Source organism: Vibrio sp. HENC-03 (genome assembly GCF_000305755.2).
GTDB lineage: Bacteria > Pseudomonadota > Gammaproteobacteria > Enterobacterales > Vibrionaceae > Vibrio > Vibrio owensii.
This window is the reverse complement of record NZ_JH976064.1, coordinates 595,884-618,997: the sequence shown is the minus strand read 5'-3', so window position 1 is coordinate 618,997 and position 23,114 is coordinate 595,884. Positions and strand designations below refer to the sequence as shown.

The window sequence follows — 23,114 nt, the reverse complement described above, 5'->3', positions numbered from 1 at the left end:
GAAAGTTGGCACGCCCAGTGCAATACAAGAAGAAATTATTTTTGTTTATCCCGTCATTCAAGGTAGTAATTATGACAATTCACGTAAAAAACAACATCCACTGGGTAGGTCAACGCGATTGGGAAGTTCAAGACTTCCACGGTACAGAATACAAAATGACAAAAGGTACCAGCTACAACAGTTATCTAATTCGTGAAGAGAAAACCGTATTGATTGATACGGTCGATCATCGATTCAGTCAACAATTCATCCAAAATTTAGAAATGGAAATCGACCTTAAGTCTATCGACTTTATCGTAGTAAACCATGCTGAAGAAGATCACTCAGGCGCATTGTCGGCATTGATGGAGAAGATTCCGAACACGCCAATTTACTGTACAGAAGCGGCGATTGACTCGATTGTGGGTCATCACCACCATCCTGAGTGGAACTTCAAAACCGTAAAAACGGGCGATAGCATTGATATTGGTAACGGTAAGCAATTGGTCTTCGTGGAAGCGCCGATGCTGCATTGGCCGGACAGTATGATGACTTACCTAACGGGCGATGCAGTGTTATTCAGTAACGACGCATTTGGTCAGCACTACTGCGATGAACGCTTATTCAATGATGAAGTGGATCAAAATGAGTTGATGGAACAGTGTTTGCGTTACTACTCAAACATCCTAACGCCATTTAGCAGCTTGGTAACCGCAAAAATCAAAGAAGTGCTGAGCTTTAATTTGCCTGTCGACATGATCGCTACGTCACACGGTATTGTATGGCGCGATAATCCAGTTCAAATCATCGAGCAATACTTAGCATGGGCAGACAATTATCAAGAAGATCGCATTACGATTTTCTACGACTCTATGTCAAACAACACTCGAATGATGGCTGATGCCATTGCGCAAGGCATTCACGATGTCGACCCTGGCGTGGCGGTCAAAGTCTTTAATGTCTCTAAGCATGATAAGAATGAAATTCTCGCCAACGTATTCCGCTCAAAAGGTATTTTGGTTGGTTCGTCTACCATGAATAACGTCATGATGCCGAAGATCGCTGGCATGCTAGAAGAAATTACCGGTCTGCGCTTTAAAGCGAAGAAAGCCGCTGCGTTCGGTAGCTACGGTTGGAACGGTGGTGCGGTGGATCGTATCCATGCTCGATTGACCGACGCAGGCTTTGAAACCGCAGTGAGTTTGAAAACCAAATGGCGCCCAGATGGTAAAGCGATGCGTGAGTGCCGTGAACATGGTCAGAACATCGCGAAATTGTGGGCAAAGCATGACCTGACAAGTCCTGTTCTTGCTCCGTCGATTGCTGCGTCTGCACCACAAGTTCAATCACAACCCGTTGCACAAGTAGCAACACAAGCTGTGGTAGATACTGCTTCTAGTAACCCTAGTACCGAGGCGCATCCTGCAGATTGTCAATGCATGGTTTGTACGGTTTGCAATTGGGTATACGACCCAGCTAAAGGTGAGCCTAATCAAGGCGTTGAACCGGGCACGGCATGGTCTGAAGTGCCAGATTACTTCTTGTGCCCAGAATGTCACTTGGGTAAAGACGTCTTTGTCGAATACAACGGGTAAGGGGGCGAATATGCAAGCACCTATTGTGATTATTGGTAGCGGCTTTGCGGCTTACCAATTGGTGAAAACAGTGCGTCGAATGGACGTACATATTCCGCTGCAAGTGTTTACTGCTGATGATGGCGCGGAATACAACAAGCCTGATTTGAGTCATGTATTCAGCAACAAGCAAACCGCCCAAGACTTAGTGGTTAAAAGTGGTGAGGCGTTCGCACAGGAACACAACATCGAACTGTTCGCCCATACCATGATTGAGCAGGTCGACGTGCAAACTCAGCAAGTGGTCGCCAACGGCCAAACCTATCCTTACTCCAAACTGGTCTTTGCGACAGGCGCGAAAGCCTTTGTGCCGCCAATATCTGGTGATGCAGCACCTGAGGTGATAACGCTAAACTCGCTACAAGAATATCAATTAGCGGAAGAGCAAATCAGTCGTGCGAAACGAATTCTAGTAATGGGTGGTGGTTTGATCGGCGTCGAGATCGCCATGGATCTCGCAACCAGTGGTAAAGCAGTTACGGTGGTTGAGCCAAATCCCCGTTTGCTCGCTAACTTGATTCCTGAATTCGTTGCATTGCCGCTTGAAAACCAACTTAAGCAGCAAGGTATTCAACTTGCCTTGGAGACTGGAGTTGTCGCGATCAATCACTCAGATGATTCGCTGGTGGCAAGCTTGAGCAAAGGTAAAGCAATTGAAGCCGATGTAGTGATTTCAGCGGCGGGTTTACGTGCTAACACTTGGTTAGCGAAGGCTTGTGGGTTGAGTGTCAATAAAGGCATTGAGGTGAATGCCCGATTACAGACATCAGCTGCCAATGTATTTGCATTGGGCGATTGCGCCGAGATCCAAGGCCGAATGATGCCGTATCTCCAACCGATCGTGCTAAGTGCCAATGCTTTGGGCAAACAGCTACTAGGGCAAGAAGCAGAGCTGAAACTACCGCCTATGATGGTAAAGGTGAAAACGCCGAGCTACCCAATTCAATTGGCAGGCGATTTTAGTTCGGTGACGAACTGGAGCGTGCAGATTTCTCAAACTGGCATTGCCGCGAAAGCAGAAGATGAAAATAGCCGACTCATGGGCTTCGTCGTGACGGGAGAACAAGTTACGCAAGCATTTCCATTACTTCGAGAGTTGTCTCAAGCCGGTCAGGTTTAACCGATTTAAACGAAAAGAATTGTAATTAGAGAGGGTATTATTATGTCGCATCTACGAATTCCTAAAGACTGGACTGTTCAACGTTCAACGCCTTTCTTCACTAAAAACAATGTGCCACCAGCGCTACTGACTCATCATAATACCGCTGAGGGTGTGTTTGGGCAGCTGTGTGTCATGGAAGGGCAAGTGACTTACTACGGCTTTGCTGATGAAAATGCCACAGAAGCAGAATTGGTGGTGGTGATTAATGCAGGTCAGTTTGCTACCAGTCCTCCGCAATATTGGCACCGAATTGAGATGAGCGATGATGCTCAGTTCAACATCAATTTCTGGTCGAACAAAGATAAGAGTGGGCAAGCGATGTTCCACGAGAAGAAATAACGCATACAGAAGTGAATACAGCGCTAATTTGTCGGGAAGAAGCGTTTACTATCACACTATGCATTAAGCGTAGGCAAAAGAGCAGAGATTCGTCTCTGCTCTTTTTTTTCCTCTTACTTTACGACGATTACAAATGATGTTGAATAATGGTTTGCGTACACAGAACTCCGACGAGAAGAGCGTTAAAACGAAACCCTGCTCTCATTTATGTGATGGATATCAATTATATAGTTGGAATGTAACAAAAAGTTACGATATTTTTTGTTATGTTATAACGTAATTAATATTGAAAAGCTCGAGTTATTCGGAAAGAATCAACTTAAGGAAATACTATGACGCTAAAAAAAGTGGCTCTATTTTGCGCACTGGCATTCGCAACTAACGCAATGGCAGATGTGGAGGTCAAAGATACCAACAACTTTAACGATGTTGCGGCTAAAGTAAATCAGCTGAAAGAAGCAGGGAAAAATCCACTGATCGTGGTTGATATCGACAATACTTTGCTGACTTCGACTTCCGATATTGGGGGCGATATTTGGTACCAATGGCAACGCGGTAAATTGGATGTGAAGCCGAAAGATGGCGATAAAGTCGATTGTCTTTTTCAAGACTCTATCGGCATGCTGTACGAGCTAGTACCGATGAAAACCATCGAAAATGGCGTGCCTGCGATGTTGCGTGGATGGCAAGATGACGGTCTAACGGTGATGGCTCTAACGTCTCGTTCTCCAAATTATCGTTACGCCACAGAGCGTGAAATGATGCGTAATCAATTTGATATGACACGCACTGCGCTTAAAGAGAAAGGTTCAGACGCACTGCCTATCTATATCGATAATCCCAAGCGCCCGCTGAGCTACATCAATGGCATTATGATGACCACAGGTATGAACAAAGGCACCATGCTTGAGTACATTTTAGATAAGACAGATCAAAGCTTTAGTGACGTTGTGTTTGTTGATGACAGTGAGAAGAACGTCGTCAATATGAAGAATGCCTACAAAGATGACAAAGCAGTAGATATGACAATCTTCCACTATACCAAAGTAGAGCATGACCGTATTGCAGCAAATGGAGCAGTACTAACACAGGAACAAGCAAATAAGATGGCGAGTGATTGGAAAGCGTTAAACAAAGTCCTGGACCAGATTGCGCCTGCACGTATGGGTGACACTTGTTTGGGTCAATAACCAGATGAAAAAGTGATTTAGGTTTGTTGCTTGTGCCGGGTTATTAATACCCGTTTAGAGAGATGGAGGGGTCCAATCGATTTTTTCGGATTATTTACTGGTCTTGCAACCTTATCCAAAGCGATATCAATGTTGGTATCGCTTTTTTTCTGCCTGTAGAAAGCTAGATTCGATCCTGTTCTGCTTATTCTGAAATCATTCAGGATTTGAATGGGTATAGAGGTCTAACTTGATGATTTTATAGACAATTAAATATCACTAAACTGTCATTTAAATAGGAATCAATAGTCCTGATGTAAGCCTCATCCTACAATTTCTTCATTGCGACGGAGCGACAAGCTTAAGGAAAGTCATCACTCAGTTACGTTTTAGCATTGTTTAGATCGTCTTAAACGTCTAAAGCGTCTTAAACTAGGAGCTTCCACAATGAATTTAATGTTGGACTACGCCTCTCTGGCGATCTTATTTGTGGTGCTGTTAATTCTGATTTTTGGATTGATAGCTTTACATGATATCCCCTACGAAATTGCAAAAAAGCGCAACCATCCCCATGCCGATGCGATTCATATTGCCGGTTGGGTGAGCTTGTTCTTTCTTCATGTGATTTGGCCGTTTCTTTGGATATGGGCAGCCATGTACGACGGAGAGAAGCAAAACTGGTTAGGTGCTAAGCCTTCGGTATCTCAACAAGATTATGAGCAACTACTGGTTCGTATCAATCAACTTGAGCAAGTGAGAGGGGACGAATAATGGAAACTCTTATCATCCTAAGTTACGTAGCGCTGTGCGTTATCGTATTTCGAGTATTTCGTGTACCTAAAACCAAGTGGACACTCACCACGGCATCCGTTATTGGCATGTTCATCGTGGGATGGATTTTTCTCTATATGGCAATGTATCAACCCGTTTCTCGCATGGCGCGTTTGTACAGTGTGACGACACCAATCACTTCTCAGGTAGAAGGTATAGTTACTCAAGTGTATGTGCAAGGAAACCAACAAGTGAAAGCGGGTGACCCTCTCTATCAAATTGACGATACACCGTTCAAAGATAAAGTGAGCCGTATTCAAGGTGATATCAGTCGTACCGAATCAGCGATTGATTTCTATCAGGCGGAGCTGGAGAGATACCAAAAGTTAGGGCGTAAGGGGTATTCTTCTCAAGAGAAAGTGGACGATATTGAAAACCAATTGCTGGAACAAAAGGCAAATAAGAGCAAATATCAATCAGAGTTAGCTGTTGCTGAGTTTAAACTAGCCAAAACCACCGTCACGGCACCAACGGATGGCTATGTCACGCAAGTGGCGCTGCGTCCGGGTATGAAGAGTCGCATTGTGCCGTTTCAAGGAAACCTGACCTTCGTCCACAAAGAAGACAAACAACTGTTTGCTGCATTTAAACAAGCGCCAGCACGATACGTGAAAGTCGGCTATCCGGCGGAAGTGACCTTCAATACCATTCCCGGTCATGCTTACAAGGCGCATGTGACACAAGTGAATGACATTTTTGCTCAAGGCGCGGTATCACCATCAGGCAATATGAAGTACCCAGAACAAATTCCTGCTGGTGGTCGAATCTTAGTGAAAGTGGAACTGGATAATCCAGACTTGGTAAAAGACATGCCATTGCCATCCGGCACAGATGCACATGTTGCGGTGTACTCACCGAAATGGGAAATGTTCAGTATCGTACGTAAAGTGATCCTGAGAATGCAGAGTTGGCAAAACTGGTTATTCGAAGGCTAACAGCAACAAGGGCGAAGCAGCAGGCTTCGCCCTTGTTGCTATGGATGTTCTGTGATTATTTGTCTGTTAGTCAATGGATTGAGCGACCGCCTGTTTAATTGCATTCCTCAGCCATTCATGCCCTTTGTCGCTCTTTTGTGATTGGTGCCAAGTCATGTAAATAGGCACCTTATTGGCTTCAAAGGGCAAGGGGAACGCATTCAATCCGAGCTTGCTTGCTAAGTTATCAGAGAACCAACGCGAGGTAACGCATATCCAATCGGTTTGTGACACTAACTGTAGCGCTGTCATGGTCGAGCCGGTGGAGTAAGCAACTTGCCTCGGGGGAAGCGTATCTTCGATGATCAAAGAGTCTAAAGCGTTGGTGTTGAGTCGCTGTGTTCGCCAAGTTACATGAGACTCACGCATGAAGTCGTCGTACGTGAGTGCGTCCTGAATACGAGGGTGATCTTGGCTCACTGTTACCATAAGTTCTTGTTCAAACAACAATTCATTGTGATAACCATGATCCTTCAAAGGCACGGTAGCAAGAATCACGTCCACGCGTCGGCGTCTCAAATCGTCTTGACGGTCTTGTTCGTTCAAGTGTTCCACATCTGCTTCAATAGAAACCAAGGGTGCATGCTGGGATTTGTATTTCGCCAAGGCTGGCACGAGCATTAAATCGATGTCTTTATGGCTAGAGATTCGAAACGTGCGTTGGCTGGTTTCTGGCGTGAATTCTTGACGAGATTTCGAACCGTTGATCAATAGGCTCAAAGGCTCTTTGATTTCTGCGTGTAGCTCAATTGCGAAATTCGTCGGCACGATACCTCTGCCTTGACGAACAAAGAGGGGATCTTGGTATTGATCTCTTAACTTGCTGAGTGCGTGACTCACGGCGGGCGCAGTGATGTTTAACGCGGTAGCGGCATCGTTGACGCTTTTTGACTTCATGACCGCATCAAACGTTTTTAACAAGTTAAGGTCCATAGGCTATCTCTTTGATTTGCTTTATCTTCAATGTAGGTGGATAGCGTAAAGACTTCGAGGATTATTTCTGTCAGGCGAGATTCAAATCATCACCAACGAAAAGACCAGAGTATGGGTTCCGTTCTTTTCGCTGGTTGAAAGGGGTTATAAACACTGCAGTAAACGGCGAGGTAGCGCGGTTTGATCCATCCAATGATTTGGAATCGACATTGGTGTGTCGTAGTAACTTGCCCCAAGAATGGCACCGAGCGGAATAGCTCGTCCACTTGAATCGCCGCCACAGTAAATGTTCTCACGCATGGTAGTTTCGTAGCTTTCTGAGTTCATCAACAAATGACAAATCACCACAAACGAAGCGTCTAAACCGCAATGCATCCCAACGGACTCCGCAACGCTGGTGGCGTTTCTGCCGCTCATCGCCTCTGCACGTTGAATATCGCTGGCAATCTTTGGAGAAACCGTCTGAGCTGCCATTACACATGCTTTGGGCGCAGCGCCTTGCAATGCCATCTGAATCATCACTGCGACAGCTTGGGCATACATAACTGCGGTGTCGTTGTTATTGGTAACCCGCACTGCGGAGTCGACCAGTTTAGCGAGTTTGTCATCATCGGAGTGAAAAGCCACCAACGGCGGAAGCTTAGATAATGCAGGGTTTTGTGTGTCGTCAGCCCCACATAGGGTCACACGCAGCTCTTTGGCTTCCAACTCATGAATGTTGAGCAGTGTTTGCTTAGTTGGTTTGTCTGTATAACCCTGCCATTTACCACCAAAATCAAACCATTCTCGAAAGGAGCGAATGTAACGCGCCTCGTCGTAGTGTCCGGTTTGAACCAGAGCGTCTAACATGGCAACAAGCTGCGCGCCATAGTGGGTGAGGTCACCGACTTGCTTGCTACCGTGGGCAAAATAACCTTTGTCATGGTATTCAGTTCGGTTAGGTTGATGAAATTCCGGATGCGGAGAACCAAACTGCCTGATGAGTTCTTGATCGTAAAGCCAATGAAATCCGAGAGATGCTGCATCACCGACGAGTGCGCCGATAATGGCATGAAGAGAGCGAGCGTTTCTATGAGTCATCTTGCCACCTTTATCAACAGGGCTACTCAATAAGTCTTACACAGTTTCTTGGTTTTGTAGGGAAATTTTTCTGTTTTGGATCAAGACTATAGTGCTTAATTAACCATTGCTTTACTAGGGGCAAAAAGACTAGGGTTAAAAGCAAAACGCCCCGCGAGTGGCGAGGCGTTGGTTTTAGTGGCGTACTATTAATAATAACGACTAGCTGTAAGCGCGTGCGACACGGCCTTCACAATCCAAAGTAACCTGTTTTGCGTAAGCCGGAATGAAAACTGATTGTCCTTTTTCAACCACGCATGTTTCGCCGTTTGCGTGAGTTAGCACAAGCTGGGTATCCAGAGGCATAAGGATCTCAGCGGTTTGAACTTCAAGAGTGCGCTGGTGAGCTTGTTTAACGATGGCGAATTTGAAATCGTCCACAGGAATTGGGTATGCCAACATATCGTCGATTTCGTTTGGTGCGAGCAATAAGCTGTCGAATGGCTTCTCGTTGAAGCGTGTGCACGCAACGAGCTCTTTCACGTCCATGTATTTTGGTGTCAGACCCGCGCGCAGTACGTTGTCTGAGTTCGCCATGATCTCAAGACCCGTACCTTTCAAGTAAGCGTGTGGCGTTTCTGCATCCAAGAACATGGCATCCCCCGGTTGTAGGGTAATCACATTAAGCATCAGTGGTGCAAACAAACCAATATCGCCAGGGTATTGCTTCTCTAGCTCAAGAATAAGGTTGAACAGAGGTAAGTCGGTGATGCGAGCTTGAGCCAATAGCACCGTCAGCGCCATCTCTTTCTGTTCGCCCTCTAGTGACAGTAGACCCGAGAAGAAGGTCGCCAAGCCCGTTGGTGTTTGGTTTGCGATAAGGTCACCCACCAAGCCTTGCAGCTCAGGAATCGCCAGCTCAGAGAAGAAGCTGATGATTTCACTTGTTGGGCGGAAGCCATTCATCGCTTGGTATTCGGTTAGCGCGTAAACCAACTCAGGTTTGTGGTTTGGATCTTTGTAGTTACGGTTTGCAGCGGTTAGGGGAATGCCTTGTTTTTCTTCCAGTGCAAAGCCTAGCTCTGCTTGTTGTTTGTTTGGGTGGACCTGAATCGACAGTGCTTTCTCAGCGGCAAGCACTTTAAACAGGTATGGAAGTTCACCAAAACGGTTTGCTACTTCTTCACTCAGAAAGGCATTCATGTCTTGAGCAATCAGTGAAGAGAGTTTGGTCTCCTCACCGTTTACCATCACCAATGAGCAACCGTTTGGATGCGCGCCCATCCATACTTCTGCTTGTGGTTCGCCCGTTGGGTTTTCAATGCCAAACAGTTGGTTAACAGAAGTAGTACTGCCCCAAGCGTAGTTTTGAATCACGTTGTTCATCAGGAAAAACATCGGAAGCTTAGCTTGAGTTTGAATCGTTTGTGTATCGGACATCGTTAAATCAGACATAGAGTGTCACCATGAGAGAAAATCATGGCTTGGACGACATTGTCCAAGCCATAGGAGCCATTTGGGGGTAGGGGTATTAAGCGGCTGCTTGCATCATTTTTGCTTTGCGAACTTTCTTCAGAGTTACACACGTTACTGCGGTAACTACTGCGCCAGCTGCCATACAAATCAGAGCAAGTACTGGGTGGTTCATCGCGCCAAGTAGAGCGACAACTGGACCGCCGTGAGCAACACTGTTAGTAATGCCGAATGAGAACGCCATTACTGCCGCTACCATTGAGCCAAGTACGTTTGCTGGAATCACTGACATTGGATCTTGCGCTGCGAACGGAATCGCACCTTCAGAGATACCAACCAGACCCATAGCGCCTGCTGCTTTGCCCGCCTCGGTTTCTGATTCTTCGAACAGGTCGAACTTACGACCAAGCGCCGTTGCCAGTGCCATGCCTAGAGGTGCAACAGGGATTGCACACGCCATCGCACCCATAAATTGAGTTTGACCGCTCGCAATCATGCCCACAGAGAATAGGAATGCGACCTTGTTGAATGGACCACCCATATCGAAGCCAGCCATACCACCAAGTACGATGCCTAGTAGAACGACGTTACCTGTACTCATGCTTGTTAGTAGCGCAGTCAGACCGTCCATTAGGCTTGCGATTGGCGCGCCGATAACGAAGATGAAAAGACCAGCGATGAAAAGCGAACCTGTGATTGGCGCAATCATGATTGGCACTAAAGGTTGAATGAATTTGTGGTAGTTAATCGACGTAATCCACTTCACGAAGTAACCCACAAGCAGACCAGCGATGATGGCACCGATAAAGCCTGTACCAGCGTCTGCGCCGTAGAAAGAACCGTTGTTTGCAATCCAACCACCGATCAAGCCAGGAGCTAGAGCAGGACGGTCAGCAATCGCGTAAGCAATGTAACCGGCAAGGATTGGGATCATCAGCGTAAAGGCAACCACACCTACGTTGAGGATTTGGTTCCACATGCTGCCTTCAGGAATTGCCATGCCCGCTTCACTTGGCTGACCACCGACTGCAAGAGCAAGTGCAATCAACAGACCACCTGTGACAACGAATGGGATCATGTGTGATACGCCGTTCATCAAGTAGCGGTAAAGGTCCGAGCGAGCCTGAGAGGCTTTGTTTGCAACAGACGCTTGTGCATTGCTGCTTGCTTCTGCTTGGTATTCTGGAGCGCTTAACGCTTCGTTAATCAGACCTTGAGCATCGCGGATAGGGGCTTTTACGTTAGTTTTAACCACGCGTTTGCCCGCAAAGCGGTTCATGTCGACTTGTTTGTCACACGCTACGATGATTGCGTCTGCACGTTCGATTTCTTCTGTAGTTGGGCTGTTTTTCACACCGATTGAACCGTTCGTTTCAACCTTGATTTCGTAACCCATCGCTGCTGCACCTTTCTCTAGCGCTTCTGCCGCTAGGTAAGTGTGCGCAACGCCCGCAGGACAACCAGTAACACCAATGATGAAGCCTTGGTTTACTGGTGCGTCTGTCACTACTTGAGGCTCTTCTTTAGCAAGTAGAAGTGCCAGTGCGTCTTGGCTGTTTGCTGCACCTAAGAACGCATCAATGAAACCATCTTCAATCAGTTTTGAAGACAGCTCTGCAAGAACTTCGATATGGTGGTTATCGCCACCGTCTGGAGAAGCGATCATGAAGAACAGTTTTGAAGGCAAACCGTCTTCTGCGCCGTATTCGATACCTGATTTGCTTACGCCGATCACAACCGCTGGTTCAAGAACCGCGGCACTTTTCGCGTGTGGGATAGCAACGCCATCCTCAAATCCGGTGTTACCTAATTCTTCACGTGCTTTTATATCTGCAAGAAATTGCTCTCGGTCTGAAATACGACCTTGGGCGTGTAGAACTGCAACCAGTTCTTTAAATACGTCTTCTTTTGAAGTCGCTTGAAGATCAAGCTTAATCAAGTCTTCATTTATTAGTTTGGTGATCATTGTCGAACCCCTATAAATATAATTTTTATTTCAGGGGTATTTTGAAATTAACCAAGCGGAGACAGTAGTGAAGAAAAAATGCATTTACTGGACGATTGTAACCGCCCGACTAGAGTGTGATGTAGATCGTCTACTGGATAAACTTACTGCATATCTGTGACATTATGTGGAAGTCGATGAACCATAAGTGAAATGTGTTATTGCTCCCATATATAAGGGTTTAAGGACTTTGGTGAAGATTTGATAGACTGGAAAATTGATGCGTTAACTGGATTTTTGTAACCTTAAAATGGAAATGTGATTTTGCTCAATAGCACAAAAATCCAGTAGGGTGTATATCTATAGGTATAGCATCATGGATGCGTGTTTAAGAGTACGTAAAATGATTTTTCATGATTTGATTTCATCAGTATTAAACGAGCGAGAACCATTTCACAATATATGGTTTGCTGGTGATTTTCATACACCACCTGAATTTAGCTATCAGGTTAACTTCCCTCGATTAGAATTGGTTTTGTCTGGTGAATATATTAATGAAATGGAAAGTCATGATCGCAAAGTGACGCATATCGTGGCGAAAACTGGTGATGCGATATTTATTCCGCCTAACTGTTGGAATAAACCTGACTGGGATACAGACTGCTCGGTATTAAGTATTCTCTTTGGTCGCCGTCAATTGGGTTTGAGTCTCGTGTCCAAACGTAAAGGGGAAGCGAGCTTTTACGATATCCAAAAGCACAGTATTCAAACTCGTTCTGGATTTGCGATTGATAATATCTTGGAAGCGTTGAGCTCATTGGCTCGTGAGTGCAATAAGAAGCCAATGGATGAGTTGTTGCTGCAAGCCTTATTGCAATACGCTAAGTCGATGTTAGATGCGCCTATTGAGACGCAGGCGCACAGCCGAGTACAAGATCTGTATCAGGGCATTTGTATCTACATCCAAGAGAACTTCCACCGCCCAATTACGCGTGACAGCATTGCGTCGAGATTCAGCATCTCTTCTAACCATTTGTCGCGTTTGTTCCGTCAGCAAGGTCACATGACGTTAGCCGATTACATTACGTGGGTACGGGTAGACCGCGCGAAGTTCATGCTCAAGAAATACAACTTTAAGTTGAATGAGGTGTCGGTGCGCTGTGGATTCAAAGATGTAAACTACTTTTGCCGAGTCTTTAAGAACCGCACGGGCAGAACACCGACGGAATATCGCGGTTCAATTTAGAACAGAAATCAAAACGGTAAAGACTAAGCGAGCAGCCTCGACATGGCGTACATCAGAAGCGCCTGCAAGTCGACGCTGCTTTTTGTTAGCAGTAAACGCTCAGCCATTTGGTCGGTCAGCAGGTTACGAGTTAAGTTGGTCGCTGCAATAATGTGTTCGCGTGTAGGTTTCGCCGGCATTACTAGTGCTATAGCAAGATGCACTTCACCCATTTTGGATGCCCAATCCATCGGAATCTCGTTAGCGATCACTGCGATAGAAATGTGGTCTACACCTTCGAACATGACGTGGGGCAGGGCAATGCCCGGTGTTACTGCGGTTGAGGACCGCTCTTCACGTTTGATAAAGGCGAGAATGAGTTCGTCTGGGTGAATCGGATGAATAAGCTGAGCTAGCCCTTTCAAGCACTCAAATTTGGTGAGCTCGGTGTGCGCTTTGGCGTAATGCCATTGGATTTCACACGGAGGGCAAATCTGGGGAAGTCGCTCCGCAAGTTGACTTGAGAACTCGTAATTAATGTGGGAACCCACAACGGTAAAGTTCTCAGCAATGATGTCTTTGATAACGAAACAAGCAAGCTCGGCATCAATACCGATGGCAGTGATTTGGCACAGGTCGCCTTGCTGCAAGCCGACCTGTAAAACCGCGACTGACTTGGTGAGTTCAGCGATGCGGTTTTGGGTTATGTTGATGATGTGTATCGTGCTTTTGAACTTTTTGGCGACGCGATTGAGGGGCTGCGCTACGTGAGCACTGGCATTAATATCGTCGACAAAAAAGGTGATTTGGTATTCGTTCATCAGCACAGCGTATCATCGACAGTGCACGAGGAACACTTTATCGACATTGAGTAACACATCTTCAATTGGGATTTGGACTTTGTTGGTGCCTTCAAAGCGGGCTGGTTGTTCAATCTCAATATCGGACACAATTAAGACACGATCCGCCTGTGCAATGTCGTGGGGAGTGAGCTGATTCTCAATACCCATCGCACCTTGCGTCTCGACCTTAATTTGTACGTTGTGCTTAGGCGCAGCTTTCATTAGAGCATCTGCCGCCATATAAGTATGAGCGATGCCTGTAGGGCACGCTGTCACCGCTACGATTTTCATGTTCTATCCATTTTATTTTTTGTGGATTTTAGCATAGTGGTCGACGAAAGGATGGATTTAAAGCAGATAATCGCAAGAGCTCTATCACAGTTTAAATCTCATGTTACATTAATCCAGTTAATGCACTTTTTATCCTGTATTGAAAACAGAAAGTGTTGGTTACTCTGTACACAGTCATAGATGGAACAAATAACTCATGACTCACGAGCGTGAACATTGCAAGGTACAAACAATGGACATATTAAACCTTATTGAGCCGGAAACCATTTGCTTGGATTTGCAGGCTCAAACCAAAGATGAAGCGCTCAAAGAGCTCGTCGAATTGTTGGACGCGGCGGGCAAGCTCACTAGCAAAAGTCAGTTCTTGGCGGACATTTGGAAACGAGAAGAGATTGGCAATACCGGCTTTGACGAGGGTATTGCCATTCCTCACGCCAAAAGTAATGCAGTCGCTAAACCCGCAGTCGCAGTGGGCATCAGCCGAAACGGGATTGATTACGGTGCCGATGACGGCGAACTGTCTGACGTATTTTTTATGCTGGCTTCTCCGGATGGGGATGACCATCACCACATCGAAGTCTTAGCACAAATTTCCACCAAAATCATTGAAGATGGTTTCGTCAATAAGTTAAAAGCGGCGGAGTCGGTGGAGGAAGCGCGCGAGCTACTTACTGATATTCAATCGAACGCGAATGACTCTGGTATCGATCCTTTAGAGTTTGCGTCTGAGCCACTCAGCCCTTGGGCGCAAAAGCTCGGCAGAATGAAGGAACACTTGCTGTTTGGCACCTCTCATATGATTCCGTTTATTGTCGCAGGCGGCGTACTGTTGTCTCTGTCTGTGATGATTTCAGGCCATGGCGGCGTTCCGGAAGAAGGTATTCTGGCAGATATCGCTGAGATGGGTATCGCAGGCTTGACGCTGTTTACCGCGGTATTGGGGGGGTACATTGCCTATTCGATTGCGGATAAGCCGGGTCTAGCTCCGGGTATGATTGGCTCATGGATTGCGGTTAGTCACTACAACACCGGCTTCTTGGGCGCGATTGTGGTCGGATTCTTCGCCGGCTTTGTGGTTTGGTTACTGAAGAAGATTCAATTGCCGGACAGCATGAGTTCGCTCGGCTCCATCTTTATCTACCCACTGGTTGGTACGTTTGTCACCTGTGGTGCAGTGATGTGGGTGATCGGCTCACCGATAGCCAGCGCAATGACGACCATGAACGATGTACTTACAGGTATGGCGGGCTCAGGCAAAGTGATGTTGGGCACTGTACTGGGTGCAATGACCGCGTTTGACATGGGCGGTCCTATCAACAAAGTGGCGACCTTGTTTGCTCAGACTCAAGTGAATACTCAGCCGTGGCTAATGGGTGGTGTCGGTATTGCGATCTGTACCCCGCCTCTGGGCATGGCGTTAGCGACTTTCCTATCGCCAAGTAAGTTTAAACGTGATGAGCGTGAGGCAGGTAAAGCCGCGGGTATCATGGGCATGATTGGCATCAGTGAAGGGGCGATTCCGTTTGCTGCCGGTGACCCAGCTCGCGTACTGCCTGCGATTGTTGCTGGTGGCATTGTCGGTAACGTGATTGGATTTATGTTCCATGTCATTAACCATGCTCCGTGGGGCGGCTGGATTGTACTGCCAGTCGTTGATGGCAAGATTGGCTACATTGTTGGCACAATCGCAGGCTCGTTTACCACAGCATTGATTGTCATTGCGCTAAAGAAGACGGTCACAGAAGACGACAGTCCGGTTGGTCAATCTCAAGCTTATACGTCTGTGCAAGGCGAGGGTGAGGCAGATATTCTTGCTGTAACGTCTTGCCCATCTGGTGTAGCACACACCTTCTTAGCGGCGAAGTCATTAGAAAAAGCTGCCTGTGCGTTAGGCATTAAGATCAAGGTTGAAACACAAGGGGCGAACGGCATCATTAACCGAATCACTGACAAAGATATCGCCAAGGCGAGGTTTGTTATCTTCGCTCACGATGTCGCCATCAAAGAGCCGGAGCGATTTAGAAAAATGAAGGTGCTGGATGTCAGCACTAAAGACGCGATGCTCAATGCGGCAGCACTGCTGCAGGCGAAAAGAATCCCTTAAGTATGTAGCCCCCTAACTAAGGCTATCTGCTAGTTAGCTCCATCATTTTTGATGGAGCTTTTTTTAGCCCTGCGAAAAGTGCTGCACTAAGAAATCAATAAAAGTGCGAATGCGCTGAGGTTGGTACTCACTATCTTTGTAAACCAAGTACATTGGTAGCTTAACTGATTGATATTGCGTTAGTACTTGAATCAGTTCACCGTTGTTAAGCTCTTGTTCTACCATCCATTTTGGCATTGCAGCGATGCCTTGCCCAAGCTTTGCCATTTGCACCAACATCTCGGGGCTATCACTTCGCACCTGCTCTTTCACTTTGACTTTAATGGTTTCATTTCCATCGCTAAAACGCCACAAGTTAGATGGATTAGAGAGTGAGTAGGTTAAACAAAGATGTTTGCTCAAATCGTTAGCGGTATGGATAGGTTTGTTCTTGTCGAGGTAACTGGGAGACGCGAAGTAAACCAATTCGTTATCCATCAACCAACGCGCTTTTAAACCCGAGTCTTTTAGGTAGGCGGCACGAATCGCGATATCAACATTGCCTTCAACTAAATCGACAAACTTGTCCGAAACTGACACATCAACGCTAAGCTCTGGATGTTGGTTGAGAAACTCATTCAGTGGCGCAGATAACAAGCGAACGCTAAACGCACTCGGCACTGAAAGCTTGAGCTCGCCAGAGACCAACGCTTGCTCTTGTCTAAGCTGCGATTCGAAGGAATCCATTTGTTCTATGAGTGTCTGCGCCAGCTCGAGATATTGTTTTCCACCAGAAGTTAAGCTGATAGCGCGAGCATGACGATGAAACAAGGTGATGCCGACTTCACTCTCAAGCCAAGCGATCTTCTTGCTCACCGCACTCTGAGTGGTATTGAGTTCGTTAGCCGCGGCAGTAAATGAACCTAACTGGGCGACACGAGAAAAGACTTTCAAACAATCAAATTTATCCATGGTGCATTCCTGTTTGGAATGATAAGTAGCTAAACATTACCCTCCTTAAGTTTTAATTGGAATGCTTTAATACTTCCATCATCTGTTCGGGAGTTAAAATTATGGTGTTGATTCAAGGGTTGTTAATCGCGTTTTTCTTGTTTGCCAGTTCTATCAAAATCATCGGTTGGGTGAAGCCGATTTTTGAGCCACAGCTCGCTTTCTTTCATAAATATGGTCTGAACCGTGCCGCTATGTTTCTGGTTGGACTAATTGAGGTAACGGGGGCAATTTTGATGTTAATTGGCTTGTTATCGACGAACAACTTGTTAAGTGCGATAGGTGCAAGTTTTATTGTTTTCACCTCAGTTGGCGCGATGTTTTTCCATTTTCGTTTTGATACTTGGAAAGATGCGATTCCGTCAATTGTGACGCTTTTATTGTCACTTTTGGTGGCTTCGCCTTTAACTGAGTTTGTTGCGCTTATTTAAGACGAAATTATTGCAAGTAATGTTCTGAAATCTTTAGTAACATGTTTCAAATAGTAACTGTTTCAAATAGTAATAGTTTCAAAACGTCACTTATTTCGAATTCAAGGAGGCTTGCAATGGAAAAACTAAGAGTAGCATTTATTGGTCTGGGTGTGATGGGATACCCAATGGCTGGTTACCTAAGTAAAGCGGGCTTTGAAACCAAAGTATACAACCGCACAAAAGCGAAAGCCGACAAATGGGCTGAAGAATACCAAGGTGTGGCTTGTGAAACACCACGTGAAGCGGCTGAAGGCTGTGACATCGTTTTTACCTGTGTGGGCAATGATGATGACGTTCGTAGCGTTGTTTACGGTGAAGAAGGCATTCTGGTTGGCTTGAAAGCGGATGCAGTGTTAGTGGACCACACGACCACCTCTGCAGACCTAGCGGTTGAGCTGGCTGAAGCGTGTGTTAAGTACGGCAATCACTTCATTGATGCGCCAGTTTCTGGTGGTCAAGCGGGCGCAGAAAATGGTGTTCTAACCATCATGTGTGGTGGTGAACAAAGCGTTTTTGATCGTGTCTCTCCAGCGATGGATGTGTACGCGAAGCAGATGACGTTACTGGGTGAAAACGGTCAGGGTCAACGTTGTAAGATGGTAAACCAAATCTGTATTGGTGGCGTTTTACAAGGTCTGAGTGAAGCTTTGTTGCTGGCACAAAAATCAGGCTTGGACGTCGCTCAAGTTGTAGAAACGCTGAAGCATGGCGCTGCAGGCTCATGGCAGATGGAAAACCGTGCAAATACGATGGCGGAAGATAAGTTCGATTTTGGCTTCGCTATTGATTGGATGCGCAAAGACTTGGGTTTCTGTTTGCAAGAAGCAGAGCGAGTGGGTCTAGAGCTTCCACTGACTAAGAAAGTGGATGAGCAATACGCAGACCTTCAACTTGATGGTTTAGGTCGCATGGATACATCAGTACTGATCAAAGCGGTAGCTAAAAATCAGTAGTTGATGAATCAGTAATAGATAAACAGTTCTTTGGTATCAAAGAGCTTAAAGAAATCTAAGTTAATCATAATGAATCTCCTTGAGCATTGGTTGTGGCTAGTGATTAAGGATTAGTGATTTGAAATCAGGAGGTGCTGTTGGGCACCTCCTTTTTTATGTCTTTTAATCACACAGTGTGATGATTACCGTGTTTGCTTACTTGTTTAAGCCTAGTGCAATCTCAAGACCTTTGCCGTACGCTTCGTCCGCTTGGTATGCGTGTTGAACGTGGCGCTGTTGGATGAATTCTGGCACGCCGTCCATTGCGCGAGCTGTGTTGTCGAACAGAGTTTGACGTTGCTCTTCGCTCATCAGACGGAATAGATCACCCGCTTGGCTGAAGTAGTCTTCGTCTACACGGTGATCGTAGTGATCAGCGTTGCCATTGATGCGTAGAGGTGGCTCAGAGTAATCTGGTTGCTCTGCCCATTCTTGTTTGTAGTTTGGCTCGTAACCTAGTGTTGAACCAAAGTTGCCATCAACGCGCATTGCGCCATCGCGGTGGTAGCTGTGAACTGGGCAACGAGGTGCATTCACTGGGATTTGATGATGGTTCACACCTAGACGGTAACGCTGAGCATCGCCGTAAGCGAACAGACGACCTTGTAGCATCTTATCTGGAGAGAAGCCGATACCAGGTACGACCGCTGCTGGGTTGAACGCAGATTGCTCAACTTCTGCGTAGAAGTTTTCTGGGTTACGGTTCAGTTCAAACTCACCAACTGGGATCAGTGGGTAGTCTTTTTGAGACCATACACGTGTAAGGTCGAATGGGTTGAAGTTGACTTCATCCGCTTCTAGCTCAGGCATGATCTGTACGTACATCTTCCATTTAGGGAAGTCTTGACGCTCAATCGCTTCGTAAAGGTCACGGTGATGGCTTTCGCGGTCTTTACCTACGATTGCTTCTGCTTCTTGGTCAGTTAGGTTTTTGATGCCTTGCTGAGTTTTGAAGTGGAATTTCACCCAGTAACGCTCGTTTTCTGCGTTGATGAAGCTGAATGTGTGGCTACCAAAACCATGCATATGACGGTAAGAAGCTGGGATACCACGGTCACTCATTACGATAGTCACTTGGTGGAATGCTTCTGGTAGTGATGTCCAGAAATCCCAGTTGTTGGTAGAGCTACGCATGTTAGTGCGAGGGTCGCGTTTTACTGCGTGGTTTAGGTCTGGGAATTTTAGTGGGTCACGTAGGAAGAATACTGGTGTGTTGTTACCAACCAAATCCCAGTTACCTTCTTCAGTGTAGAATTTTAGTGCGAAACCACGGATGTCGCGTTCTGCGTCTGCTGCACCGCGCTCACCAGCTACAGTAGTGAAGCGAGCGAATAGTTCTGTTTTTTTGCCGATGTCAGAGAAGATCTTAGCGCGAGTGTATTTTGTGATGTCGTGCGTTACTGTGAACGTACCGTAAGCACCAGAACCTTTTGCGTGCATACGACGCTCAGGGATCACTTCGCGGTCAAAGTGTGCCAATTTTTCAAGGAACCAAACGTCTTGTAATAGTTGAGGGCCACGAGGACCTGCAGTCATAACGTTTTGGTTATGTGCGACAGGGCAACCTGCTGCTGTAGTCAATTTCTTGCTCATTTGAATTTCCTTGCAATAGTGATAATAAATCTTGTCTTTTGGATGAATCCGAAAGTTATGCGAGGAGAATAACGCTGCAATTGAGAAGAAAAAAACTGTTATTAGCAATCAGTGTGATAGGTATCACCTATGCTTTAAGTTGTTGTTAATTAATGGCTTTATGTCAATTAACATTATTTGTCGTGTGGATTATAAATGCTATTCAGGTATGTTTAGTGTGAATGATTTCTGCCTATTTCAAAGATTCCCGAAATAGACAGAAATTCTTAACAGTTTGAGAAGGTCTCAACTCGATTAACCGAACTTCACTTCAAGTTCTTCTGCTTTAGTAAACGCAGGATGAGTCGCGAGCTGTTCACCATAACGTTGGATGTATGGGAAGCGCTCAATGACGCCAAACTTGTTTAAAATATCGACGACAAAAGACATCATGAAATCCGCGCCTGTTAATCGCTCTTCTACAAAGTAGGTTTTCCCTTCTAGGCTTTGATCAACGTAGCCCATGACTTTCATGGTTTCCGCGTCGGCGTAGTCCGCAAGGAAATTGGTCTGTGCGCCATCTTTAGCAACAAACATCTTGAGCAGCAGGGGAACCATGGCTGAGCTCTCTGCAAAATGCAGCCATTGAATGTACTGCGTGTAAGCTTTGCTGCCACGCTCTGGTGCAAAACGTCCATCTGCATACTTTTCAATTAAGTATTCAGTGATAGCACCAGACTCTGTAACGATCTCGTCGCCATCTTCCAATACAGGTGACTTGCCGAGTGGGTGAATGCTCTTGAGCTCAGGTGGTGCAAGGAAGGTGACGCTGTCACGAAGGTAAGGCACGATCTCATAATCCACTCCCAATTCTTCTAACAACCAAATGATGCGTTTTGAGCGAGACTGGTTTAAATGATGCAGTTTAATCATGGAAGAATCCTTTCTTATACAGGTTGATTGGTTTGAATAACAAGCTTGCCGAAGTTTTTGCCTTCCAGTAGACCGATGAATGCCTCTGGCGCGTTTTCTAAACCTTCTACTAGATGTTCGCGATAGCGGATTTTGCCTTCTGCTAGCCATTGGCTTACATCTTTGACGAAGTTTGTGTAGCTTTGCTCATAGTGGTCAAAAATGATGAAGCCTTGCATCTTGATGCGTTTAACCAGAATGTTACCCATCAGCATCGACATACGATCTGGACCTTCTGGTAATGCTGTCGCGTTGTATTGAGAAATCAAACCACAAAGTGGCACGCGAGCGCCGACATTTAACAGAGGTAATACCGCGTCAAAGACTTTACCGCCGACGTTTTCAAAGTAGACATCGATACCTTTGTCGCATGTTGCTGCTAGTTGCTCTGCAAAGTCATCTGCGGTGTGATCAAGACATTCATCAAAGCCTAGGGTCTCTTTTGCGTACTGACACTTCTCTGCGCCGCCTGCGACGCCGATTACACGACAACCTTTTAGCTTACCTATTTGACCAACCATAGAACCAACCGCACCAGTTGCAGCTGCAACAACTAGGGTATCGCCAGCTTTAGGCTGACCAATTTCCAATAAACCCACATAAGCGGTAAAGCCAGGCATACCAAGCACACCGAGGGCATAAGACGGATGTGTCGGCTCGCTGCCTAATTTAAACAGACCTTCGCCGTTAGATAGCGCGTAATCTTGCCAGCCTGTGTAAGCTACCACCCATTCGCCAGTTTGGAAGTCAGAGTTCTTCGATTCCACCACCTGACAAACGGTTCCGCCAACCATTACATCGTTTAGCTCTACAGGATCAGCGTAGGATTTGCCTTCATTCATACGGCCGCGCATATATGGGTCAAGAGACAGATACACGCTGCGCAAAAGCACTTCACCTTCGCTCGGAGTAGGGATGGCAGCCTGTTCTAAACGGAAGTTCTCTGGAACTGGCGAGCCTTTTGGACGGTTAGCCAATACGATTTGACGGTTGAGCGTTTGGGTCATGGTAAGTTCCTATATTAATTATTAGACCAGTCGTCTAGTTTTGATTCCTAAAAAATCCGCCGTACTTTTTGGGTAAAGATAAGGCGGATTAAGTGTGGTTCGTTATTTGCCTTTTAGCATACTTTGAGTGCTCTCAAAGCTACGCATTAAACCGGAACGATCCTGATACAGTTTGTTGAGTAAGCTTGCGCCAACCCATTGATGGTAAATCAAGTGGGCGGTTTGTTCTGCTGACTCGACTTGGATAGAACTGTCTTCAATGCCTGCTTGGACACAATCTTCGATGGCTTTCACCACTTGAGTGGCACCCGAAGCCAGTTTTACGCGCATTGCTTCTGAAAGATCAGAGACTTCAGCACTCAACTTCACTACCAAGCATTTGTTGGCGTTACATTGGCCATTTTCAATCGCCATCCAGCGTTCGAAATAGCTCAAAAGGCGGTCGCAACCAGAGCCTTCACTTTCAGTAAAGTGGGCTGTGATCATCTTAAGGTAGCGAGAGAAGTAATCTTCAATCAATGCCTCACCAAATTGCTCTTTCGACTTAAAGTAATGGTAGAAAGAGCCTTTCGGCACATCCGCTGCCTTTAAAAGTTCTGAGAGCCCAACGCTCGTAAAACCTTTGGTCACTACCAATTGGTAGCCGACATCGAGAATGTGTTGGCGTGTATCGTTCGTTTTTGCTTTCATGAGCAATACTATAAAAGCAATTAGACCAGTCGTCTAGTAAATTATGGTTCTTACTTGATCAGTTCGTATTCAATCACATACAGTTCATCTATATTCGGATAGATCTCGCGAATAAGCTCTTTCAGTTTTGGCAGTTCAATCGCTTCTTGTTCTGCGTGGAACTCGTTGATGTCATCAAACTTCAGTGGTGCAACTGATAGGATTTTGATGTCACACACCTTGCGGTCTGTTTCTAGGGTGAACACTTCCACTTCAGTGTTTGGCACGTAGTGGCTTTCTGATTCATCACGAATCGTAATCGTCTTTTTACCCGCAGTGATAAGTGGTGTTAGGAATTCAAAGAAGGTGATTTTAGTTGGATGTGAAGACATAACCGATGCTCATATTAATGTAATAGGGCGAGAGTATATCTCGCTCTCTAAGAAAAATATCCAAAAAAGTGCTAACCGAGGAAACCT

At 46.0% G+C, this 23,114-nt stretch carries 22 protein-coding genes; 10 read left to right on the top strand and 12 right to left on the bottom strand.

Annotation, left to right across the window (positions count from 1 at the left end; all coding sequences use genetic code 11):
• Window positions 1-71: 71 nt before the first annotated feature.
• The 6 genes from norV to VCHENC03_RS20490 all read left to right on the top strand — a co-directional run bounded on the left by norV (window position 72) and on the right by VCHENC03_RS20490 (window position 6,049).
• Complete coding sequence (norV, locus tag VCHENC03_RS20465; RefSeq protein WP_009704887.1) at window positions 72-1,574, top strand: anaerobic nitric oxide reductase flavorubredoxin; 1,503 nt, start codon at window positions 72-74, stop codon at window positions 1,572-1,574.
• Window positions 1,575-1,584: 10 nt separating this feature from the next.
• Window positions 1,585-2,733, top strand: coding sequence for an NADH:flavorubredoxin reductase NorW (gene norW / locus VCHENC03_RS20470; protein WP_009704886.1), 1,149 nt, complete (start codon window positions 1,585-1,587; stop codon window positions 2,731-2,733).
• Between the two features lie 42 nt (window positions 2,734-2,775).
• Window positions 2,776-3,114 carry a DUF1971 domain-containing protein gene (locus VCHENC03_RS20475; protein WP_009700543.1) on the top strand — a complete coding sequence of 113 codons (339 nt, stop codon included), beginning with the start codon at window positions 2,776-2,778 and terminating at the stop codon, window positions 3,112-3,114.
• A gap of 332 nt (window positions 3,115-3,446) precedes the next feature.
• Window positions 3,447-4,304, top strand: a complete 858-nt coding sequence (locus VCHENC03_RS20480; protein ID WP_009697166.1) for a DUF2608 domain-containing protein — start codon at window positions 3,447-3,449, stop codon at window positions 4,302-4,304.
• A gap of 426 nt (window positions 4,305-4,730) precedes the next feature.
• A complete protein-coding gene (locus tag VCHENC03_RS20485; RefSeq protein WP_009697165.1) occupies window positions 4,731-5,054 on the top strand; it encodes a DUF3302 domain-containing protein in 324 nt (107 codons plus the stop codon).
• The gene (locus VCHENC03_RS20490; RefSeq protein WP_009704885.1) at window positions 5,054-6,049 is read left to right on the top strand and encodes an HlyD family secretion protein; all 996 of its coding nucleotides are present in this window, start codon (window positions 5,054-5,056) and stop codon (window positions 6,047-6,049) included. The genes VCHENC03_RS20485 and VCHENC03_RS20490 overlap by 1 nt, the downstream gene beginning before the upstream one ends.
• A gap of 66 nt (window positions 6,050-6,115) precedes the next feature.
• Here the strand turns inward: VCHENC03_RS20490 and VCHENC03_RS20495 are convergent, their stop codons facing one another.
• The 4 genes from VCHENC03_RS20495 to VCHENC03_RS20510 all read right to left on the bottom strand — a co-directional run bounded on the left by VCHENC03_RS20495 (window position 6,116) and on the right by VCHENC03_RS20510 (window position 11,519).
• Window positions 6,116-7,021: a LysR family transcriptional regulator gene (locus VCHENC03_RS20495; protein WP_009704884.1), complete on the bottom strand. Its 906-nt coding sequence runs from the start codon at window positions 7,019-7,021 to the stop codon at window positions 6,116-6,118.
• 144 nt (window positions 7,022-7,165) lie between these two features.
• On the bottom strand, window positions 7,166-8,101 hold the full coding sequence (locus VCHENC03_RS20500) for an ADP-ribosylglycohydrolase family protein (protein ID WP_009704883.1): 936 nt from the start codon (window positions 8,099-8,101) through the stop codon (window positions 7,166-7,168).
• 201 nt (window positions 8,102-8,302) lie between these two features.
• Complete coding sequence (manA, locus tag VCHENC03_RS20505; RefSeq protein WP_032802131.1) at window positions 8,303-9,535, bottom strand: mannose-6-phosphate isomerase, class I; 1,233 nt, start codon at window positions 9,533-9,535, stop codon at window positions 8,303-8,305.
• 76 nt (window positions 9,536-9,611) lie between these two features.
• Window positions 9,612-11,519: a PTS fructose transporter subunit IIABC gene (locus VCHENC03_RS20510; RefSeq protein ID WP_009704881.1), complete on the bottom strand. Its 1,908-nt coding sequence runs from the start codon at window positions 11,517-11,519 to the stop codon at window positions 9,612-9,614.
• A gap of 382 nt (window positions 11,520-11,901) precedes the next feature.
• On the opposite strand from VCHENC03_RS20510, the gene VCHENC03_RS20515 reads away from it, so the two are divergent.
• Window positions 11,902-12,744 carry a helix-turn-helix transcriptional regulator gene (locus VCHENC03_RS20515; protein ID WP_005451367.1) on the top strand — a complete coding sequence of 281 codons (843 nt, stop codon included), beginning with the start codon at window positions 11,902-11,904 and terminating at the stop codon, window positions 12,742-12,744.
• A gap of 23 nt (window positions 12,745-12,767) precedes the next feature.
• Here the strand turns inward: VCHENC03_RS20515 and VCHENC03_RS20520 are convergent, their stop codons facing one another.
• Together VCHENC03_RS20520 and VCHENC03_RS20525 are read right to left on the bottom strand one after the other, a co-directional pair.
• Window positions 12,768-13,544 (bottom strand): PTS sugar transporter subunit IIA, encoded by a 777-nt coding sequence (locus VCHENC03_RS20520; protein WP_009697159.1) that lies wholly within the window; start codon window positions 13,542-13,544, stop codon window positions 12,768-12,770.
• 12 nt (window positions 13,545-13,556) lie between these two features.
• Window positions 13,557-13,856, bottom strand: coding sequence for a PTS fructose transporter subunit IIB (locus VCHENC03_RS20525; protein ID WP_005441202.1), 300 nt, complete (start codon window positions 13,854-13,856; stop codon window positions 13,557-13,559).
• A gap of 232 nt (window positions 13,857-14,088) precedes the next feature.
• Between VCHENC03_RS20525 and VCHENC03_RS20530 the strand changes: the two genes are divergently transcribed.
• Complete coding sequence (locus tag VCHENC03_RS20530) at window positions 14,089-15,960, top strand: fructose-specific PTS transporter subunit EIIC (RefSeq protein ID WP_009704880.1); 1,872 nt, start codon at window positions 14,089-14,091, stop codon at window positions 15,958-15,960.
• A gap of 63 nt (window positions 15,961-16,023) precedes the next feature.
• Here the strand turns inward: VCHENC03_RS20530 and VCHENC03_RS20535 are convergent, their stop codons facing one another.
• Window positions 16,024-16,911, bottom strand: coding sequence for a LysR family transcriptional regulator (locus VCHENC03_RS20535; RefSeq protein WP_009704879.1), 888 nt, complete (start codon window positions 16,909-16,911; stop codon window positions 16,024-16,026).
• A gap of 101 nt (window positions 16,912-17,012) precedes the next feature.
• Here VCHENC03_RS20535 and VCHENC03_RS20540 point away from each other — a divergent pair, with 101 nt between their 5' ends.
• A complete protein-coding gene (locus VCHENC03_RS20540) occupies window positions 17,013-17,381 on the top strand; it encodes a DoxX family protein (protein ID WP_009704878.1) in 369 nt (122 codons plus the stop codon).
• Window positions 17,382-17,497: 116 nt separating this feature from the next.
• Entirely contained in the window at window positions 17,498-18,376 is an 879-nt protein-coding gene (locus tag VCHENC03_RS20545) for an NAD(P)-dependent oxidoreductase (RefSeq protein WP_009704877.1), read from the top strand.
• 195 nt (window positions 18,377-18,571) lie between these two features.
• Here VCHENC03_RS20545 and VCHENC03_RS20550 read toward each other — a convergent pair whose 3' ends face one another.
• The 5 genes from VCHENC03_RS20550 to yqfB form a co-directional block, all read right to left on the bottom strand.
• Window positions 18,572-20,008, bottom strand: a complete 1,437-nt coding sequence (locus VCHENC03_RS20550) for a catalase (RefSeq protein ID WP_009704876.1) — start codon at window positions 20,006-20,008, stop codon at window positions 18,572-18,574.
• Window positions 20,009-20,302: 294 nt separating this feature from the next.
• Window positions 20,303-20,920, bottom strand: a complete 618-nt coding sequence (locus VCHENC03_RS20555) for a glutathione S-transferase family protein (RefSeq protein WP_009704875.1) — start codon at window positions 20,918-20,920, stop codon at window positions 20,303-20,305.
• Between the two features lie 14 nt (window positions 20,921-20,934).
• A complete protein-coding gene (locus VCHENC03_RS20560; RefSeq protein ID WP_009704874.1) occupies window positions 20,935-21,966 on the bottom strand; it encodes an NADP-dependent oxidoreductase in 1,032 nt (343 codons plus the stop codon).
• Between the two features lie 102 nt (window positions 21,967-22,068).
• Window positions 22,069-22,656 (bottom strand): TetR/AcrR family transcriptional regulator, encoded by a 588-nt coding sequence (locus tag VCHENC03_RS20565; protein WP_009704873.1) that lies wholly within the window; start codon window positions 22,654-22,656, stop codon window positions 22,069-22,071.
• A gap of 50 nt (window positions 22,657-22,706) precedes the next feature.
• Entirely contained in the window at window positions 22,707-23,027 is a 321-nt protein-coding gene (gene yqfB / locus VCHENC03_RS20570; protein WP_005432046.1) for a N(4)-acetylcytidine aminohydrolase, read from the bottom strand.
• Window positions 23,028-23,114 lie beyond the last annotated feature (87 nt).

Excerpts from the sequence above, each read along its gene's own strand:
- VCHENC03_RS20525 (WP_005441202.1), bottom strand. The coding sequence starts at position 13,856 with ATGAAAATCGTAGCGGTGACAGCGTGCCCTACAGGCATCGCTCATACT.
- VCHENC03_RS20475 (WP_009700543.1), top strand. The coding sequence starts at position 2,776 with ATGTCGCATCTACGAATTCCTAAAGACTGGACTGTTCAACGTTCAACG.
- VCHENC03_RS20520 (WP_009697159.1), bottom strand. The coding sequence starts at position 13,544 with ATGAACGAATACCAAATCACCTTTTTTGTCGACGATATTAATGCCAGT.
- VCHENC03_RS20485 (WP_009697165.1), top strand. The coding sequence starts at position 4,731 with ATGAATTTAATGTTGGACTACGCCTCTCTGGCGATCTTATTTGTGGTG.
- VCHENC03_RS20550 (WP_009704876.1), bottom strand. The coding sequence starts at position 20,008 with ATGAGCAAGAAATTGACTACAGCAGCAGGTTGCCCTGTCGCACATAAC.
- VCHENC03_RS20565 (WP_009704873.1), bottom strand. The coding sequence starts at position 22,656 with ATGAAAGCAAAAACGAACGATACACGCCAACACATTCTCGATGTCGGC.
- VCHENC03_RS20510 (WP_009704881.1), bottom strand. The coding sequence starts at position 11,519 with ATGATCACCAAACTAATAAATGAAGACTTGATTAAGCTTGATCTTCAA.
- VCHENC03_RS20560 (WP_009704874.1), bottom strand. The coding sequence starts at position 21,966 with ATGACCCAAACGCTCAACCGTCAAATCGTATTGGCTAACCGTCCAAAA.
- VCHENC03_RS20530 (WP_009704880.1), top strand. The coding sequence starts at position 14,089 with ATGGACATATTAAACCTTATTGAGCCGGAAACCATTTGCTTGGATTTG.
- yqfB (WP_005432046.1), bottom strand. The coding sequence starts at position 23,027 with ATGTCTTCACATCCAACTAAAATCACCTTCTTTGAATTCCTAACACCA.
- VCHENC03_RS20495 (WP_009704884.1), bottom strand. The coding sequence starts at position 7,021 with ATGGACCTTAACTTGTTAAAAACGTTTGATGCGGTCATGAAGTCAAAA.
- norV (WP_009704887.1), top strand. The coding sequence starts at position 72 with ATGACAATTCACGTAAAAAACAACATCCACTGGGTAGGTCAACGCGAT.
- VCHENC03_RS20555 (WP_009704875.1), bottom strand. The coding sequence starts at position 20,920 with ATGATTAAACTGCATCATTTAAACCAGTCTCGCTCAAAACGCATCATT.
- VCHENC03_RS20515 (WP_005451367.1), top strand. The coding sequence starts at position 11,902 with ATGATTTTTCATGATTTGATTTCATCAGTATTAAACGAGCGAGAACCA.
- manA (WP_032802131.1), bottom strand. The coding sequence starts at position 9,535 with ATGTCTGATTTAACGATGTCCGATACACAAACGATTCAAACTCAAGCT.
- VCHENC03_RS20490 (WP_009704885.1), top strand. The coding sequence starts at position 5,054 with ATGGAAACTCTTATCATCCTAAGTTACGTAGCGCTGTGCGTTATCGTA.
- VCHENC03_RS20545 (WP_009704877.1), top strand. The coding sequence starts at position 17,498 with ATGGAAAAACTAAGAGTAGCATTTATTGGTCTGGGTGTGATGGGATAC.
- VCHENC03_RS20480 (WP_009697166.1), top strand. The coding sequence starts at position 3,447 with ATGACGCTAAAAAAAGTGGCTCTATTTTGCGCACTGGCATTCGCAACT.
- VCHENC03_RS20535 (WP_009704879.1), bottom strand. The coding sequence starts at position 16,911 with ATGGATAAATTTGATTGTTTGAAAGTCTTTTCTCGTGTCGCCCAGTTA.
- VCHENC03_RS20500 (WP_009704883.1), bottom strand. The coding sequence starts at position 8,101 with ATGACTCATAGAAACGCTCGCTCTCTTCATGCCATTATCGGCGCACTC.
- norW (WP_009704886.1), top strand. The coding sequence starts at position 1,585 with ATGCAAGCACCTATTGTGATTATTGGTAGCGGCTTTGCGGCTTACCAA.
- VCHENC03_RS20540 (WP_009704878.1), top strand. The coding sequence starts at position 17,013 with ATGGTGTTGATTCAAGGGTTGTTAATCGCGTTTTTCTTGTTTGCCAGT.